Genomic DNA, 14,613 nt, shown 5'->3' with positions numbered 1-14,613 from the left:
GGGGCCGCCCCCGCGAAGGCGTATTCCGCCGCACCGCCGCACTGCTGATTGGTCACCCGATCTTCCCGAATATTGGCCGTTTGAATACCCCGCCCCGCAGACTACTGTGATCACCACCCCCTCCTCCCACAGGTGATCCGCCATGAAAGCCCTGCACCTCTTCACCGCCGTTCTCGCCCTGTCCCTGTCTGCCGCTGCGCTGGCCCACGATCCGTCCGAGAAAGTCACGGTGCTGCAAGACCAGATGCTGAAAAACGCCCCCGGCAAGAAAGCCATGATGATCGAAGTCGATTACCAGCCCGGCCAATCGTCCATCGCCCATAAACACGACGGCACCGCCATGGCCTACGTGCTCGAGGGCGAAGTGATTTCCCAGGTCAAGGGTGAACAGGCGATCACCTACAAGAAGGGCCAATTCTGGTACGAACCGGCCGGCTCCGAACATCTGGTGTCGAAAAACGCCAGCCAGACCAAACCGGCGAAGTTGCTGGTGTTCATGGTATTGGCCCCGGACGAGCAAGTGCTGATCCCCTTGAAAAACTGATGGTTGTTTGCACAGCCATAAATAAAAAGGCGCAAAACATCGTTTCGCGCCTTTTTATTTCCCCAGGCAATTAACCGATTCGACTTAAAGCAAATAAAACTATCGCACGATCATTAGCGGGGAAATTGTCAGGTTATTTACAGCTTGGCGGGTTTAGTCTGAGTTAACTGTCGTGTGCCCATCACAAACAGCCGCGACAACAATGACTTTCGACTGAAGTTGCTTCACGGGAGACTCACCATGAAACTTGCGTTTGCCAGCACCTTGGCGATATCGGTTTTAGCCTTGTCCGCCTGTTCAGTACCCACCGCGCCACAAGCGGTCTCGTCCCTCGATACATTGTTTACCCAACCGGTCGGGCGCAGCAGCGCCGCTCAGGTAAAAAGTGGTCCCGGCGTGTCGTTGGGCGTGGTCTACAGCCCAAGCACCCAGACCAACCGCGAATACCTGCGTAACTACCAGGCCAACGCCGGCACCGGTTTCGGCCAGAGCCTGCTGGTGCAGCCGATCCACGACGCCTACGTCGCCACCTCAAAACCCGACATGGCGGTGGACTGGGTCAAGGCCTCGCTGCAACGGCAGTTCGGCTCGGTGACGGTGTACCCGGACATGCAGAGCCTGCGTGCGGCTAACCCCGATGTGGTGGCGATCGTCGATACCCACAGCCAGTTGATCACTTCGCGCAGTTCCGACATCAAAGCTGATGTGAGTGCGGATTTTTATGATGCGAAGTTCAACTACGTCGGGACGGCGAAAGGTTCCGAGGCGAAAGAGTTGACGCCGGTATGGGCGGACTTCAAACGGTCGGAAGAGATCGTGGCCGATATCAATCAACAGGAAGATGTACAAGTCAGAGCCTTGCAGAAGTTTGACCAGTCGCTCAGTAATTTATTGACCAGGCCGACAGATAAAGTGTCGATGCTGGATAACAAACAAGCACATAAATTGTATTGATGCAAAAGGCCTCTTCGCGAGCAAGCTCGCTCCCACAGGGGGAATGCATTTCAAATGTGGGAGCGAGCTTGCTCGCGAAGGGGCCAGACCAGGCAACCAAAACCCACAGACATAAAAAAGCCCCGGCATCTCACGACACCGGGGCTTTCTCATTCAACCACTACTCAGGCCAGTTCAAGCTCGGCATTTGCAGCAGTCGCAGGCACCACCGCTTGCCCACTCAACGCCAGGTCGAGCAGTTCGCGGTTGGCAACGGCGTACATGGCGTAGTCGGTGCCGCTCGCAGCACGGATTTCCACCAGCATGGCGCGCCAGCGCTCGATCATGCCTTCGTGCTGTTCCATCCACAGCGCCAGACGTGCTTCCACATCCAGTGTGCCGTCGCCCTGTTGCAGGACGGAGATGGTGATCGCACGTTGCTGCCAGTCCACGTCATCACGGAACGCTTCACGGGCCAGGGCCTGCCAGTTGTTTTCAACCGGCAGCGCGCTGATCTGTTGCAGGTACCAGGTGATGTCCAGCGCACTGCCCACGGCGAAGTAGGCCTTGGCCACTTCGGCAGGGTTCTGCCCGGTCACGTCGGAAGCTTCGATGATCGGCAGCAGGGTGTACAGGTGCGAGGTACCCGCCACCATACGCGCCAGCAACTCCGGAACACCGGCCGCGACGTAAGCCTGATAACGCGCCTGCCAGTTTTCGCGGATTTCGCCGCTCAGCAGTTCGTCGAGCTTCAGCCCCAGCTCCTTCAGGTGCGGACCGAAGTGCGCCACATCACGGGCAGCGTTCTGCTCGTTGCGACGGGCACGCAGGAACCAGCGCGTAGCGCGACGGCCCAGACGCATCAGCTCGTCCATCAGTTCCAGTTGCACGTCAGCGCTTACTTGGTAGTCCAGCGCTTCAATCTGACGGAACCAGTGCGGGAGGTGGAAGATGTCACGCACGATCACGTAAGCGCCCGCCACGTTCGCCGGGCTCATGCCGGTCGACTCTTTGAGTCGCTGAACGAAGGTGATGCCCATGTGGTTGACCAGATCGTTGGCAATCTGGGTGCTGACGATCTCGCGCTTCAGACGGTGACGACGCATGGCTTCGGAGAACTTGCTGACCAGGGTCGGCGGGAACGCCGTTTCCATGTCGCGGGTCAGGTAGTCGTCGTCCGGCACCAGCGAACCCAGCAACTGCTCCTTGAGGTCGATCTTGCTGTACGAGATCAGTACCGACAGCTCGGGACGGGTCAGGCCATGGCCTGCCGCAACGCGCTCGTTGATCTGCTCTTCGGTCGGCAGGAACTCGATGGCACGATCCAGCTTGCCACGACCTTCCAGATCGCTCATCAGACGCTTGTACTCGGCAATGCGCTCGTAGGCACGACGCGCCGCCAGGGACAGAGCCTGAGTCTGCTTGTAGTTGTTGCCCAGCACCAGACCACCGACTTCGTCGGTCATGCTCGCCAGCAACTGGTTGCGTTGCTTGTCTGTCATGTCGCCGGCCTGAACCACTTCGTTCAGCAGGATCTTGATGTTCACTTCGTGGTCGGAGCAGTCCACGCCACCGGCGTTGTCGATGAAGTCGGTGTTGGAACCGCCGCCATTGAGACCGAATTCCACACGACCCAGTTGGGTCATGCCGAGGTTACCGCCCTCGCCCACCACTTTGCAGCGCAGCTCGTTGCCGTTCACGCGCAGTGCGTCGTTGGCCTTGTCGCCCACGTCGGCATGGCTTTCGGTGCTGGCCTTGACGTAAGTACCGATACCGCCGTTCCACAGCAGATCCACCGGTGCCTTGAGCAAGGCGTTCAGCAGTTCGGTCGGGGTCAGCTTGTCGGCCTTGATGTCGAAGCGTTCTTTCATCTGCGGCGAGATGGCGATGCTCTTCGCGCTGCGCGAGAAGATACCGCCGCCTTCAGACATGATGCTGGTGTCGTAGTCGGTCCAGGCCGAACGCGGCAGGTCGAACATGCGCTGACGCTCGACGAAGCTGGTCGCCGGGTTCGGGTTCGGATCGATGAAGATGTGCATGTGGTTGAACGCGGCAACCAGTTGCAGCTTGTCAGACATCAACAGGCCGTTACCGAACACGTCACCGGCCATGTCACCGACGCCGACCACAGTGATGCTGTCTTCCTGAACATTGATGCCGCGCTCGCGGAAGTGGCGCTGTACGCCAACCCACGCGCCCTTGGCGGTGATGCCCATTTTCTTGTGGTCATAACCGGCGGAACCACCGGAGGCGAACGCGTCGCCCAGCCAGAAGCCGTAGTCGATGGCGATGCCGTTGGCGATGTCGGAGAAGGTTGCAGTGCCCTTGTCCGCTGCCACAACGAGGTACGGGTCATCGTCGTCATGACGCACGACGTTGGCCGGCGGCACCAGCGCGCCGTCTTTCAGGTTGTCGGTGATGTCCAGCAGACCGGAGATGAAGATGCGGTAGCAGGCGATGCCCTCGGCCGCGATCTCGTCACGGCTGCCGCCCAGTGGCAGACGACGCGGCAGGAAGCCGCCCTTCGCACCCACCGGCACGATGACCGAGTTCTTCACTTGCTGGGCTTTCACCAGGCCGAGGACTTCGGTACGGAAGTCTTCTTCACGGTCGGACCAGCGCAGACCACCACGGGCAACGTTGCCGAAGCGCAGGTGCACGCCTTCGACGCGTGGCGAGTAAACGAAGATTTCGAACTTCGGTACTGGCTTCGGCAGCTCTGGAATCGCGTGCGGGTTGAACTTGAAGCTGAAGTACGACTTGTTCTGGCCGTTGGCATCAGTCTGATAGAAGTTGGTGCGCAGAGTGGCTTTGATCAGGTCCAGGTAGCGACGCAGGATGCGGTCTTCGTTGAGCACCTGAACGTCGTCCAGTGCGGTCAGAATCGCTTGTTCCAGACGCTGCTGCTTGTCTTCCAGATCATCGCTGCCCAGCTTGCGCGCCAGGTAGAAACGGGTCTTGAACAACCGGGTCAGCTCGCGAGCGATGTCGGTGTGGTTGTTCAGGGTGCTGGCGATGTAACCCAGGTCGAAGCCCAGACGAATCTGCTTCAGGTAACGGGCGTAGGCACGCAGCAGCGCGACGTCGCGCCATGGCAGACCGGCGGTCAGCACCAGACGGTTGAACGCATCGTTCTCGGCATCGCCACGGACGATGTGGACGAATGCGTCCTGCAGGGTGTCGTTGAGTTGCTGGATGTCCAGCTCCAGACCTTCAGCCGCGGTGAACGCGAAGTCGTGGATCCAGAACTCGCGGCCATTGGTGTGACGCAGACGGTACGGGAACTCGCCCAGCACGCGCAGGCCGAGGTTTTCCAGAATCGGCAACACGTCGGACAGCGCCAGCGGGGTATCGGCGTGGTACAGCTTGCAATGCAGCTCGCGTTGGCCGGACACCTGACCCAGCGGCTGATAGAAGCTCATCACCAGCGGATTTTTTTCGTTCAGGCTCAGCAGGTGCTGCATGTCGACCACGGCCGAATGCGCCGCGAAACGCTCGCGGTAGCCGGCCGGGAAGCCTTTCGGGAAGTCCGCCAGCACGTTGGTGCCGTGGGCTTCGCCGAAGCTTTCGACGGTCAGTGCGGCGTAGTCGTCCTGCCAGCTGCGGCAGGCCTGTACCACTTCTTTTTCCAGCAGCAGCGGGTCGATGTCGATGCGGTTCTTCGGATCGACGCGCAGGATCAGCTGCACGCGAGCCAGCACGGACTCGGAGAAGAAGGTCCAGAACTCGCAGTCGGTGGCCTTCAGGCGCTCCATCAGCACCTGCTGGATCTTCTGGCGCACTTCGGTGGAATAGATGTCGCGCGGCACGTAGGCCAGGCAGTAGCAGAAGCGACCGTATGGGTCTTTGCGCAGGAACACGCGGATCTTGTTGCGTTCCTGGATCTGCACGATCGACATCACGGTGCTGAACAGCTCGTCGACCGGGGTCTGGAACAGGTCATCACGCGGCAGCACTTCGAGTACCTGCGCCAGTTCCTTGCCCAGGTGAGCCTTGGACTGGAAGCCGGAGCGGCGTTCGATTTCTTCGACCTTGCGACGGATGAACGGAATGACCCGCACGCTCTCGCCATACACCGAAGAGGTGTACAGGCCCATGAAACGGTGTTCCTTGATGACGTTGCCGTCGGCGTCGATTTCACGGATCGACACGTAGTCCGGGTAGGCAGGACGGTGTACGCGGCTCGGGTGCGCAGCCTTGGCGAACGACAGCAGGGTCGGTTCGCGCAGGTAGTTCACCGCGTAGTCTTCGATGTGACGGTCTTCGTCGGTCAGACCGGTGCGCAGCAGTTTGGTCAGGCCGAGGAAGGAATTCTGGTCGTATTCGATATGGCCGCCATCGGCCTGATCGACAACGGTGAACTCTTCGTAGCCGAGGAAGGTGAAGTGGTTGCCCACCAGCCATTCCAGGAAGCTCTTGATTTCAGTCTTTTCGTCGGCATCGACGGCGAATGCGCTGTGATCGAGCTTGGTGAGGATCTCCTGCACCTTGGCCTTCATCGGCTCGAAATCAGCGACCGCGACGCGCACTTCACCGAGCACCTGCTCCAGCTCTTTGCTCAGCACATTGAGTTCGGCCGCGTTGGCGCAGCGGTCGATTTCCAGGTACATCAGCGACTCGTGCAGCACGCCTTCGCCGGTGCTGCCCTTCGGCAGGATTTCCAGCAACTCGCCCTTGCTGCCACGACGTACGCTGAGCACGGTGGTTTGCAGGGTGTGGATGCTGTAGCCGCGGCGGTTCAGCTCGGTGCGGACCGAGTCGACCAGGAACGGCAGGTCGTGGTGCAGCACCTCAACCGCGGTGTGGGTCGACTGCCAGCCATGACGTTCGTAATCGGGGTTGTAGACGCGCACTTGCGGTTGCGCGTGATCGAAGCGCTCAAGCAGGCGCCACGCAGAAAGAGTACAGCCAGCGAGGTCGGAGAGGCGACGTTGAGTCAGCTCGTCCAGGGAAATGATGCCGAAGAATTGTTCAGCAAACAGCGCCACTTGTGGCAGTGCCTGTTCACTGATGTGCTGCGCCAGTGCCGCTTGCAGTTGGTGCTGGAAGTCGGCTTTGCTGGCTGCGGTGAAGAACGCCATCTGTGGTACTCCGCTTGGGGCTTGTTATTGATGGAAAGCGTCGCTTGCAAAACCCCTTTCGGGGCCTCCGTCGCCCTGTTCCTGATTCTCGGGCAGAGGAAACAGGGTGACAGGTGGGTGAAGCTGGACACGACACTCAGGTCACATTCACCTTCCATTGAATGAGCATCTGCAAAAACGACTGTCAGGGCTGCCGACAATGCCTTTACGGGTGCTCATCCGTTGCGCAGCTTAATGGGTGCGACAATGTGTCTGCTTGCGGTGCTGCGACATATTCGGTCATTGGCACGTAAACAAGGGGTTCGGCACCGATAAACACTAGCATTCATGGCGCAAAACGCCGGCTTGAATGCCCGTATTTACGGTACATCTGTGCCAGAAGTGACCATTGACCTGTGTCGCGTTCACGACACATCCTCTGACACTCTCACATGCAGAAATTCCCGAGGACTGGCAGAATCGCGCCCAATTGCGACCAACACGCCCGCCGAGGCAGGAATTTCCCATGCAAATGACCACCGCCCTTTTGATCGTCAACCCGTGCGACGACGAAGAAGACAACATGGCCATGCTCTGCTGCCACAGCGACAAGGGCGACATGTTTCTGATGAGCCGCTACCCGGACGAGGATGAGCTGGAGATCACGCTGGATGGCGAGCCTTCGACGTTGGACGGCGTGAAAGTCACCTTGACCAAGACTCTGCTGAAGATCGAGATCGCGGCGGCGGATGCCGATGCGCTGAATGGGGATGATGTGCTGGAGATTACCTTCAATCCGGACATGGTTGATCTGGCTGAAGTTGAAGAAACCCTGAAGAACATCCTTGATGGCACCGGGACCTATATCAGCCAGATTTGATGCTGGCTTGCCAGCGATGAGGCGAAACTTGATGTCGTCCGGACTGCCCCCTTCGCGAGCAGGCTCGCTCCCACATTGATGGGTGTACGCCGTTCAAATGTGGGAGCGAGCCTGCTCGCGAAGAGGCCCGAAAGAACACTGCACCTTTCTCCGGCTACAAAATTCCAACAATTGCCCCAGTCATTTCCCGCACTTTGCGCAAAATGCCGTTAGTCGCCACCCCCCTCGATGGATTAAAGTAACGCCCCCAGCCACGGCGTTATCCGAACGCCTGCGGCCACCCTTTCCAGGAACAGTCACCGATGGAACATCGTGAAGCGCTGCTGGCGCTGCGAACCTTTCTTTCAACGCAGATTCTCGGCCAGGAAAAACTCATCGAGCGTTTGCTCATCGCCCTGCTCGCCGACGGCCACATGCTGGTCGAGGGTGCTCCAGGTCTGGCCAAGACCAAAGCGATCAAAGAACTCGCCGAGGGCATCGAAGCCCAGTTCCATCGCATCCAGTTCACCCCGGATCTGCTGCCGGCCGACATCACCGGCACCGAGATCTATCGCCCGGAAACCGGCAGTTTCGTGTTCCAGCAAGGGCCGATCTTCCACAACCTGGTACTGGCGGACGAAATCAACCGTGCGCCGGCCAAGGTGCAATCGGCGCTGCTCGAAGCCATGGCCGAACGGCAGGTCAGCGTCGGACGCAGCACGTATGAACTGTCGCCGCTGTTCCTGGTGATGGCCACGCAGAACCCGATCGAGCAGGAAGGCACCTACCCGCTGCCCGAAGCGCAGCTCGACCGTTTCCTGATGCACGTGAAAATCGGCTTCCCCGACGCCGCCGTCGAACGCCGCATCCTGCAACAGGCCCGTGGCGAAGCCCTCAATGGCGAAACCAAACCCGAGCGCCGGGTCAGCCAGCAAGCGATCTTCGCCGCGCGCAAGGAAATCCTCGGTCTGTACATGGCCGACGCCGTGGAGGAATACCTGGTGCAACTGGTCATGGCCACGCGCACGCCGGCCAAATTCGACCCGGAAATGGCCGAGTGGATCGCCTATGGCGCCAGCCCGCGCGGCTCGATCGCCCTCGACCGCTGCGCCCGTGCTCACGCGTGGCTGGCCGGTCGCGATTTCGTCAGCCCCGAGGATATTCAGGCCGTGCTGTTCGACGTGTTGCGTCACCGCATCATTCTGTCGTTTGAAGCCGAAGCCGCCGGCATCGATCAGGATCGGGTGGTGCAGCGGATTCTCGACGTCGTAGCCGTCGCTTGACCCCCATGAACGCCCCCCTGCCGTCCGAACCGGGCATCCGCATCAGCCTCACCGACCTGATCGAGATGCGCCACCGTGTGCGCGAAGTGCAGCTGTTTTCCACGCCCAGTCAGCGCAGTCCGCTGATCGGTCTGCATCACTCGAAATTCCGTGGCCGTGGCGTCGACTTCGATCAGGTGCGGGTCTATCAGGCCGGCGACGACGTACGCACCATCGACTGGCGCGTGACGGCGCGCACCCAGGAGCCGCACACCAAGCTGTTCCATGAAGAACGCGAGCGCCCGATTTTCATCATGGTCGAGCAAAGCACCCGGCTGTTTTTTGGCTCGGGGCTGATGTTCAAGTCGGTGCTGGCGGCGCAAGTGGCGGCGCTGATCGGCTGGGCGGCCCTCGGCCACAACGACCGGGTTGGCGGGCTGGTGTTCGGTGACAACGAGCACTACGAAATCAAACCCCGGCGCAGCAAACAAAGCCTGCTGCAATTGCTCAACCGGCTGGTCAAGGTCAACCAGTCGCTGCATACCGAACGCGAACCGGATCACGATGCCTTTGGCGTGGCCCTGCGCCGTGCGCGTGAGGTGCTGCGCCCGGGCAGCCTGGCCATCGTGATTTGCGATGAGCGCGCACTGTCGGACAGCGCCGAACAACAACTGAGCCTGCTGTCACGGCACTGCGACTTGCTGCTGCTGCCGCTGTCCGATCCGCTGGATCACGCCCTGCCCGCCGCCGGGCTTTTACGATTCGCCGAGCGCGGCGCGCAACTGGAACTCGACACGCTGAATTTCGAGCTGCGCCAGACGTATCGCGCCCAGGCCGAAGCACGCATCGCCCGCTGGGAGCTGCTCGCGCAGAAACTGCGGGTATTGCTGATGCCGCTGAGCACGCAAAGCGAGATGGTCGAGCAGATGCGCGAGTTTCTCAATCCGCAGCGTCCGGGGACAGGACGATGAACGGCCTCGAACAACTGCAACCGCTGATTTCCCCGCCACCGATTGCCTTCTGGCCGCCGGCGCCGGGCTGGTGGTTGCTGCTTCTGTTGTTACCGTTGCTCGGCTTCGCCGCGTGGCGCCTGCGCCGGTTCATTCCAATCAAGAAACGCCCGATCGTGCGCGCCGAACAACCGCTCGACCCGGTGCGCATCGCCGCTCTCGCCGAACTGGCGCAGATGCCCAAACCCTACGACGGCGCACCCGCCGGCGCCTGGCTGCAACAACTCAACGGCCTGCTCAAACGCCTGTGCCGCAACCATTACCCCTACAGCCAGAGCCACACGCTCAACGGCCGCAAATGGCTGGCGTTTCTCGACAACCGCTGCCCGGCAGCCGGCCTAACGCGCTGGATGGTACTGGTCGAAGGCGCCTACAAACCCGAGTGCAAACTCGACGACAAAGCCATTGCCGGCCTGACCCAAGCCGTCGACACCTGGATCCGCAAGCATGTTTGAGTTTGCCTGGCCGTGGATCTTCCTGCTGTTGCCGCTGCCGTGGCTGATGCGCCTCGTGCTGCCGGTGGCCGACAGCGGTGAGCCCGCCTTGAAAGTGAGTTTCCTCAGCGACCTGGAAGGCCTCGCCCGTCGGCGTGCCCGAGCCAATCTGCCGGCGTGGCGCCAGCAAGCACCGTTCCTGCTGCTGTGGCTGTTGCTGCTGGCTGCCGCCGCGCGCCCGCAGTGGCTGGGCGAGCCGTTGCCGATAGCCGCCAGCGGGCGTGATCTGCTGGTGGCGGTGGATGTGTCCGGCTCGATGGATTTCCCCGATATGCAGTGGCAGGACGAAGATGTCAGCCGCTTGACGCTGGTCCAGCATCTGCTCGGCGACTTTCTTGAAAGCCGCGACGGTGACCGTGTCGGTCTGATCCTGTTTGGCAGTCAGGCGTACCTGCAAGCGCCGCTGACCTTCGACCGCCACACCGTGCGCGTCTGGCTCGATGAAGCGCGTATCGGCATCGCCGGCAAAAACACCGCCATCGGCGACGCTATCGGTCTGGCGCTGAAACGCCTGCGCATGCGTCCGGCACAGAGCCGAGTGTTGATCCTGGTGACCGACGGCGCCAACAACGGCGGCGAAATCGATCCTCTCACCGCGGCAAAATTGGCCGCCAGCGAAGGCGTAAAGATCTATCCGATCGGCATCGGTGCCGACCCTGAAGCCAGCGGCAGCACCGGCCTGCTTGGGGTCAATCCGAGCCTGGATCTCGATGAGCCGGCGCTCAAAGCCATCGCCCAAGCCACCGGCGGTCAGTATTTTCGTGCCCGCGATGGTAAAGAGCTGCAAGCGATCAAGAACACCCTCGACCAGCTCGAACCGGTCACTCAGCAACCGACCCAGGCGCGCCCCGCGCAAGCCTTGTATCAGTGGCCGCTGGCGTTGGCCTTGCTGTTGAGCCTGCTGCTGGTCGCCCGTGAATTGTGGCCGGACAACCCGTTGCAACGCCTGTTCACCAAGGAGCTGTATCTGCAAAGTCCGCTGCCTGACTGGCGCGAACGCCTCAAGCGTTTGCGTCTGCGGAGGCGCCGATGATCGCGCTCTGGCCGCACTGGTTCCGCCCGTGGTGGCTGCTACTCCTGCCGCTGCTGGGCTGGTTGCTCTGGCAACTCTGGCACCGACAGAAACGCGCTGGGCGCTGGCAGATGATTCTGCCGCCGGCGTTTCACTCGACGCTGCTCAGTGGCGGTAACGGTCGCGACAGTAAGCTGCCGTGGGTCGCCCTTGGCGTGGCGTGGCTGCTGACCATTGTCGCCCTGCTCGGACCGAGCTGGGAGCGCGTCGAACAGACCAGCCAGAAGCCTGCCGACCCGCTGGTCGTCGTGCTGGAACTGACCCCGGAAATGCTCGCCACCGACTCGCCGCCAACGCGACTGGAACAGGCCCGGCGCAAACTGTTCGACCTGTTGCAGGCACGCAGCGATGCGCAGACCGCGATCGTCGTCTACGCCGGCAGTGCGCACACGCTGGTGCCGCTGTCGGATGACCTGGCGACCAGTCGCAATCTGCTCGACGCTCTCAAGCCGTCATTGATGCCGGAAAGCGGCAACCGCGCTGACCTCGGGGTCATCAAGGCGCTGACATTGCTCAAGCAAGGCGCCCTCGGTCAGGGGCGGATTCTGCTGATCGGCTCGTCGCTGAGCGAAGAAGAACGCCAAGGCATCCGCCGCGCCCTCGGCAAACAATCGGCGCAACTGCTGATGCTCGGCATCGGCACCGCTGAAGGCGCACCGATTGCTCAGGAGGACGGTAGTTTCCTCAAGGATGAACAAGGCGCGATCCGCGTGCCGCAACTCGACAGCCCGAGCCTCGGCGCGTTCCTCGCCAGCATCGGCGGCGACTACCACAGTGCGCGGCTGGACGAGAGCGATTTGCGCGCCCTCGGCCTGCTTGATGGCCCGCGCAGTCTGCGCAACGATGGCCAGACCGTGCGCCTCGACACTTGGGCCGATCAGGGTTACTGGCTGTTGTTGCCACTGTTGCTGCTGGCCGCTTGCGCCGGACGCCGTGGCTGGTTGTTCTGTCTGCCATTGCTGTTTTGTCTGCCCCAGCCGAGCTACGCTTTCGATTTCGAAGACCTGTGGCTGCGCCCTGACCAACAGGGCCTGCACCTGCTCAAGCAGAAGCGCCCGGCCGAAGCCGCCGAGCACTTCGAAGATCACCAGTGGCAAGGGCTGGCGTTGTACGAAGCCGGCGATTACAGTGGCGCCGCTCAGCGTTTCGCCGAAGGCAGCGATGCCCGCGCCCACTACAATCGTGGCAACGCCCTGGCGAAAAGTGGCGAGTTGGAAGCGGCCATCGACGCCTACGAACAAGCGCTGGAACTGCAACCGGACTTGCGTCCGGCGCTGACCAACAAGGCTCTGGTGGAAAACCTGCTCAAGCAGAAGAACACCCCGCCGCCGGCCGAGCCGCAGCCGCAAACGGCCCAGCCGAACGTACCCGGCGATGAACCACCGCCAGCGACCGCGCCGCCACCGGCGGTCAACAGTGACACCCCGAGCGAGGCCCAGCCCGGCGAGTCGGCCAACGAACCGCCGCCGACCACACCACCGCAACCGGGACCCAACGAAGTGCCGGGCAACCCGCCGGATGAATCACCGAATACTGCGCCGATCCTGCAACCCGGCGAGGACACCCTCGAAGGCGAACAGCGTCAGGCACTGGAACAATGGCTGGGCAAGATTCCGGACAACCCGGGGGAATTGCTGCGACGCAAATTCTGGTACGAACAGCAACAACATCAGGATCAGGGAAAAACTCGATGACCCGCTTCACCGCTCTCTTGCTGCTCCTGCTGATCTGCACGGCCACCGCCCAGGCGGCCGAGCTGACGGCCAGTGTGGATCGCAGTCGCCTGAACACCGGCGAGACGGTCGAACTCACCCTCGAAACCAACGATGTCACGCAGTTCGGCAAGCCCGACCTGACGCCGCTGGAGCCGTTGTTCGAGGTGCGCGGCACGCGCCAGGTCAACCAGTTGAACACCCTCAATGGCGACAACCGTGCGACCACGCGCTGGATCATCACCCTGCTGCCGAAAGAGAACGGCAGCGTGACCATTCCGCCGCTGCAACTGGGTGAGGTGCAGAGCCAGCCGATCACCGTGCAAGTGGTCGAGAGCGATACCCGCGAAGAGAAAAACAATCCGGATCCGGTGTTCATCGAGGCCAGCCTCGATCAGTCCAGCGTGTATGTGCAGGCACAAGCGATCCTGACCCTGCGCATTTATCACTCGGTGTCGCTGTACGACGACAGCAGCCTGACCCCGTTGCAGATCGCCGATGCGCGCATCGAGCAGTTGGGCGACACGCGCACCTACGAGAAAGACATCAACGGCGTGCGTCATGGCGTGATCGAGATGCGCTACGCGATCTATCCGCAGCACAGCGGTTTGCTGACCATCGCCCCGCAGACGTTCAGTGCCACGCTGGTCGATACCCAGCCCGCCCAGGACGCGACCGCGCAAGGCCCGAAACCGGGCAAGCTGTTGCGCGTCAGTTCCTCGGAGATTCCGCTGACGGTCAAACCGAAACCGCTGACTTACCCGGCCGATGCGCCCTGGCTGCCCGCCCGCAGCCTGAGTCTGAGCGAAAGCTGGAACCCGGAGCCGGATCACACTCAGGTCGGCGACTCCCTGACCCGCAGTCTGACCCTGAAAGCCGAAGGCCTGGCCAGTTCGCAACTGCCGGCCCTGCCCGCCACCGACGCCAACGGCCTGCGCCGTTACCCGGATCAACCGGTGCTGAGCAACCAGAGCGGCGAGCGCGGCCTGATCGGCAGCCGTGAAGAACGCGAAGCGCTGGTGCCCAGCCGCAGCGGTGCGATCGAGTTGCCGAGCGTCGACGTGATCTGGTGGAACACCTTCGAAGATCATCTGGAACACACCAGCCTGCCGGCGCGCACCCTGCAAGTGGCGAACAACCCGAGCCTGCAGGTCGACACCCCGGCCGGCAATCTGCAACCGAGCGTCGTCGATAACGATGTGCTGTGGTGGTGGAAACTCAGCACCCTGATCCTCGCCTGCACCACCCTCCTCGGCTTCGGCCTGTGGTGGCGCGCGCGCTGGCAACCGGCGGTGCACCGCGCCGCACAAACTGGGCCGAGCCCGCGCACACTGATGGACGACATCAAGCGTGCGAGCCAGGCCAACGATCCGCAAGCCACGCGTCAGGCACTCGATGCATGGGCGCGTCAGCAGCCGGAGACGCTAGCGGATATGGCAGCGCGGTTTGTGCCGTTGTCGGATGCGCTGGATGGCCTGAATGGTGCGCTGTACAGCGAGACGGGGCAGCATTGGCAAGGCGAAGATCTGTGGCGGGCAATCCGCACGATTCCGGCGGCGGAGCGGGTGCAGGATCCGGTAGGTGACAGTGGGTTGCCGCCGCTCTACCCGAAGTAAAAAGCAAAAAGATCGCAGCCTGCGGCGGGGGCCGCCCGTGCTTGTTTCGCG

The 14,613-nt window shown here is 61.8% G+C and carries 10 protein-coding genes; 9 read left to right on the top strand and 1 reads right to left on the bottom strand.

Annotation, left to right across the window (positions count from 1 at the left end; genetic code table 11):
* Nucleotides 1-142: 142 nt before the first annotated feature.
* Together NTD85_RS20875 and NTD85_RS20870 are read left to right on the top strand one after the other, a co-directional pair.
* A complete protein-coding gene (locus NTD85_RS20875) occupies nt 143-544 on the top strand; it encodes a cupin domain-containing protein (RefSeq protein WP_103520890.1) in 402 nt (133 codons plus the stop codon).
* Between the two features lie 240 nt (nt 545-784).
* The gene (locus NTD85_RS20870) at nt 785-1,498 is read left to right on the top strand and encodes an ATPase (protein ID WP_262143102.1); all 714 of its coding nucleotides are present in this window, start codon (nt 785-787) and stop codon (nt 1,496-1,498) included.
* A gap of 164 nt (nt 1,499-1,662) precedes the next feature.
* On the opposite strand, the gene NTD85_RS20865 is transcribed toward NTD85_RS20870, so the two are convergent.
* The gene (locus NTD85_RS20865) at nt 1,663-6,558 is read right to left on the bottom strand and encodes an NAD-glutamate dehydrogenase (protein ID WP_262143101.1); all 4,896 of its coding nucleotides are present in this window, start codon (nt 6,556-6,558) and stop codon (nt 1,663-1,665) included.
* A 505-nt stretch (nt 6,559-7,063) separates the two neighbouring features.
* Here NTD85_RS20865 and NTD85_RS20860 point away from each other — a divergent pair.
* From NTD85_RS20860 to NTD85_RS20830, 7 genes are all read left to right on the top strand, one after another.
* The gene (locus NTD85_RS20860; RefSeq protein WP_003225678.1) at nt 7,064-7,417 is read left to right on the top strand and encodes a hypothetical protein; all 354 of its coding nucleotides are present in this window, start codon (nt 7,064-7,066) and stop codon (nt 7,415-7,417) included.
* Nucleotides 7,418-7,719: 302 nt separating this feature from the next.
* Nucleotides 7,720-8,679 carry an AAA family ATPase gene (locus NTD85_RS20855; protein WP_003218556.1) on the top strand — a complete coding sequence of 320 codons (960 nt, stop codon included), beginning with the start codon at nt 7,720-7,722 and terminating at the stop codon, nt 8,677-8,679.
* Between the two features lie 5 nt (nt 8,680-8,684).
* On the top strand, nt 8,685-9,629 hold the full coding sequence (locus tag NTD85_RS20850; RefSeq protein ID WP_103520886.1) for a DUF58 domain-containing protein: 945 nt from the start codon (nt 8,685-8,687) through the stop codon (nt 9,627-9,629).
* Nucleotides 9,626-10,123 carry a DUF4381 domain-containing protein gene (locus tag NTD85_RS20845; RefSeq protein WP_003225681.1) on the top strand — a complete coding sequence of 166 codons (498 nt, stop codon included), beginning with the start codon at nt 9,626-9,628 and terminating at the stop codon, nt 10,121-10,123. Before NTD85_RS20850 ends, NTD85_RS20845 begins: the two co-directional genes overlap by 4 nt.
* Nucleotides 10,116-11,195: a vWA domain-containing protein gene (locus NTD85_RS20840; RefSeq protein ID WP_262143100.1), complete on the top strand. Its 1,080-nt coding sequence runs from the start codon at nt 10,116-10,118 to the stop codon at nt 11,193-11,195. The genes NTD85_RS20845 and NTD85_RS20840 overlap by 8 nt, the downstream gene beginning before the upstream one ends.
* Nucleotides 11,192-12,928, top strand: coding sequence for a tetratricopeptide repeat protein (locus NTD85_RS20835; RefSeq protein ID WP_262143099.1), 1,737 nt, complete (start codon nt 11,192-11,194; stop codon nt 12,926-12,928). The genes NTD85_RS20840 and NTD85_RS20835 overlap by 4 nt, the downstream gene beginning before the upstream one ends.
* Entirely contained in the window at nt 12,925-14,562 is a 1,638-nt protein-coding gene (locus NTD85_RS20830) for a BatD family protein (RefSeq protein WP_262143098.1), read from the top strand. The genes NTD85_RS20835 and NTD85_RS20830 overlap by 4 nt, the downstream gene beginning before the upstream one ends.
* Nucleotides 14,563-14,613 lie beyond the last annotated feature (51 nt).

Source organism: Pseudomonas sp. 13B_3.2_Bac1 (assembly GCF_025466205.1).
Taxonomy (GTDB): domain Bacteria; phylum Pseudomonadota; class Gammaproteobacteria; order Pseudomonadales; family Pseudomonadaceae; genus Aquipseudomonas; species Aquipseudomonas fluorescens_H.
This window is presented reverse-complemented; position numbering and strand designations above follow the sequence as displayed.

What these genes read in the sequence shown, in the direction of transcription:
- NTD85_RS20875 (WP_103520890.1), top strand. Translation starts at nt 143, where the DNA reads ATGAAAGCCCTGCACCTCTTCACCGCCGTTCTCGCCCTGTCCCTGTCT.
- NTD85_RS20870 (WP_262143102.1), top strand. Translation starts at nt 785, where the DNA reads ATGAAACTTGCGTTTGCCAGCACCTTGGCGATATCGGTTTTAGCCTTG.
- NTD85_RS20865 (WP_262143101.1), bottom strand. Translation starts at nt 6,558, where the DNA reads ATGGCGTTCTTCACCGCAGCCAGCAAAGCCGACTTCCAGCACCAACTG.
- NTD85_RS20860 (WP_003225678.1), top strand. Translation starts at nt 7,064, where the DNA reads ATGCAAATGACCACCGCCCTTTTGATCGTCAACCCGTGCGACGACGAA.
- NTD85_RS20855 (WP_003218556.1), top strand. Translation starts at nt 7,720, where the DNA reads ATGGAACATCGTGAAGCGCTGCTGGCGCTGCGAACCTTTCTTTCAACG.
- NTD85_RS20850 (WP_103520886.1), top strand. Translation starts at nt 8,685, where the DNA reads ATGAACGCCCCCCTGCCGTCCGAACCGGGCATCCGCATCAGCCTCACC.
- NTD85_RS20845 (WP_003225681.1), top strand. Translation starts at nt 9,626, where the DNA reads ATGAACGGCCTCGAACAACTGCAACCGCTGATTTCCCCGCCACCGATT.
- NTD85_RS20840 (WP_262143100.1), top strand. Translation starts at nt 10,116, where the DNA reads ATGTTTGAGTTTGCCTGGCCGTGGATCTTCCTGCTGTTGCCGCTGCCG.
- NTD85_RS20835 (WP_262143099.1), top strand. Translation starts at nt 11,192, where the DNA reads ATGATCGCGCTCTGGCCGCACTGGTTCCGCCCGTGGTGGCTGCTACTC.
- NTD85_RS20830 (WP_262143098.1), top strand. Translation starts at nt 12,925, where the DNA reads ATGACCCGCTTCACCGCTCTCTTGCTGCTCCTGCTGATCTGCACGGCC.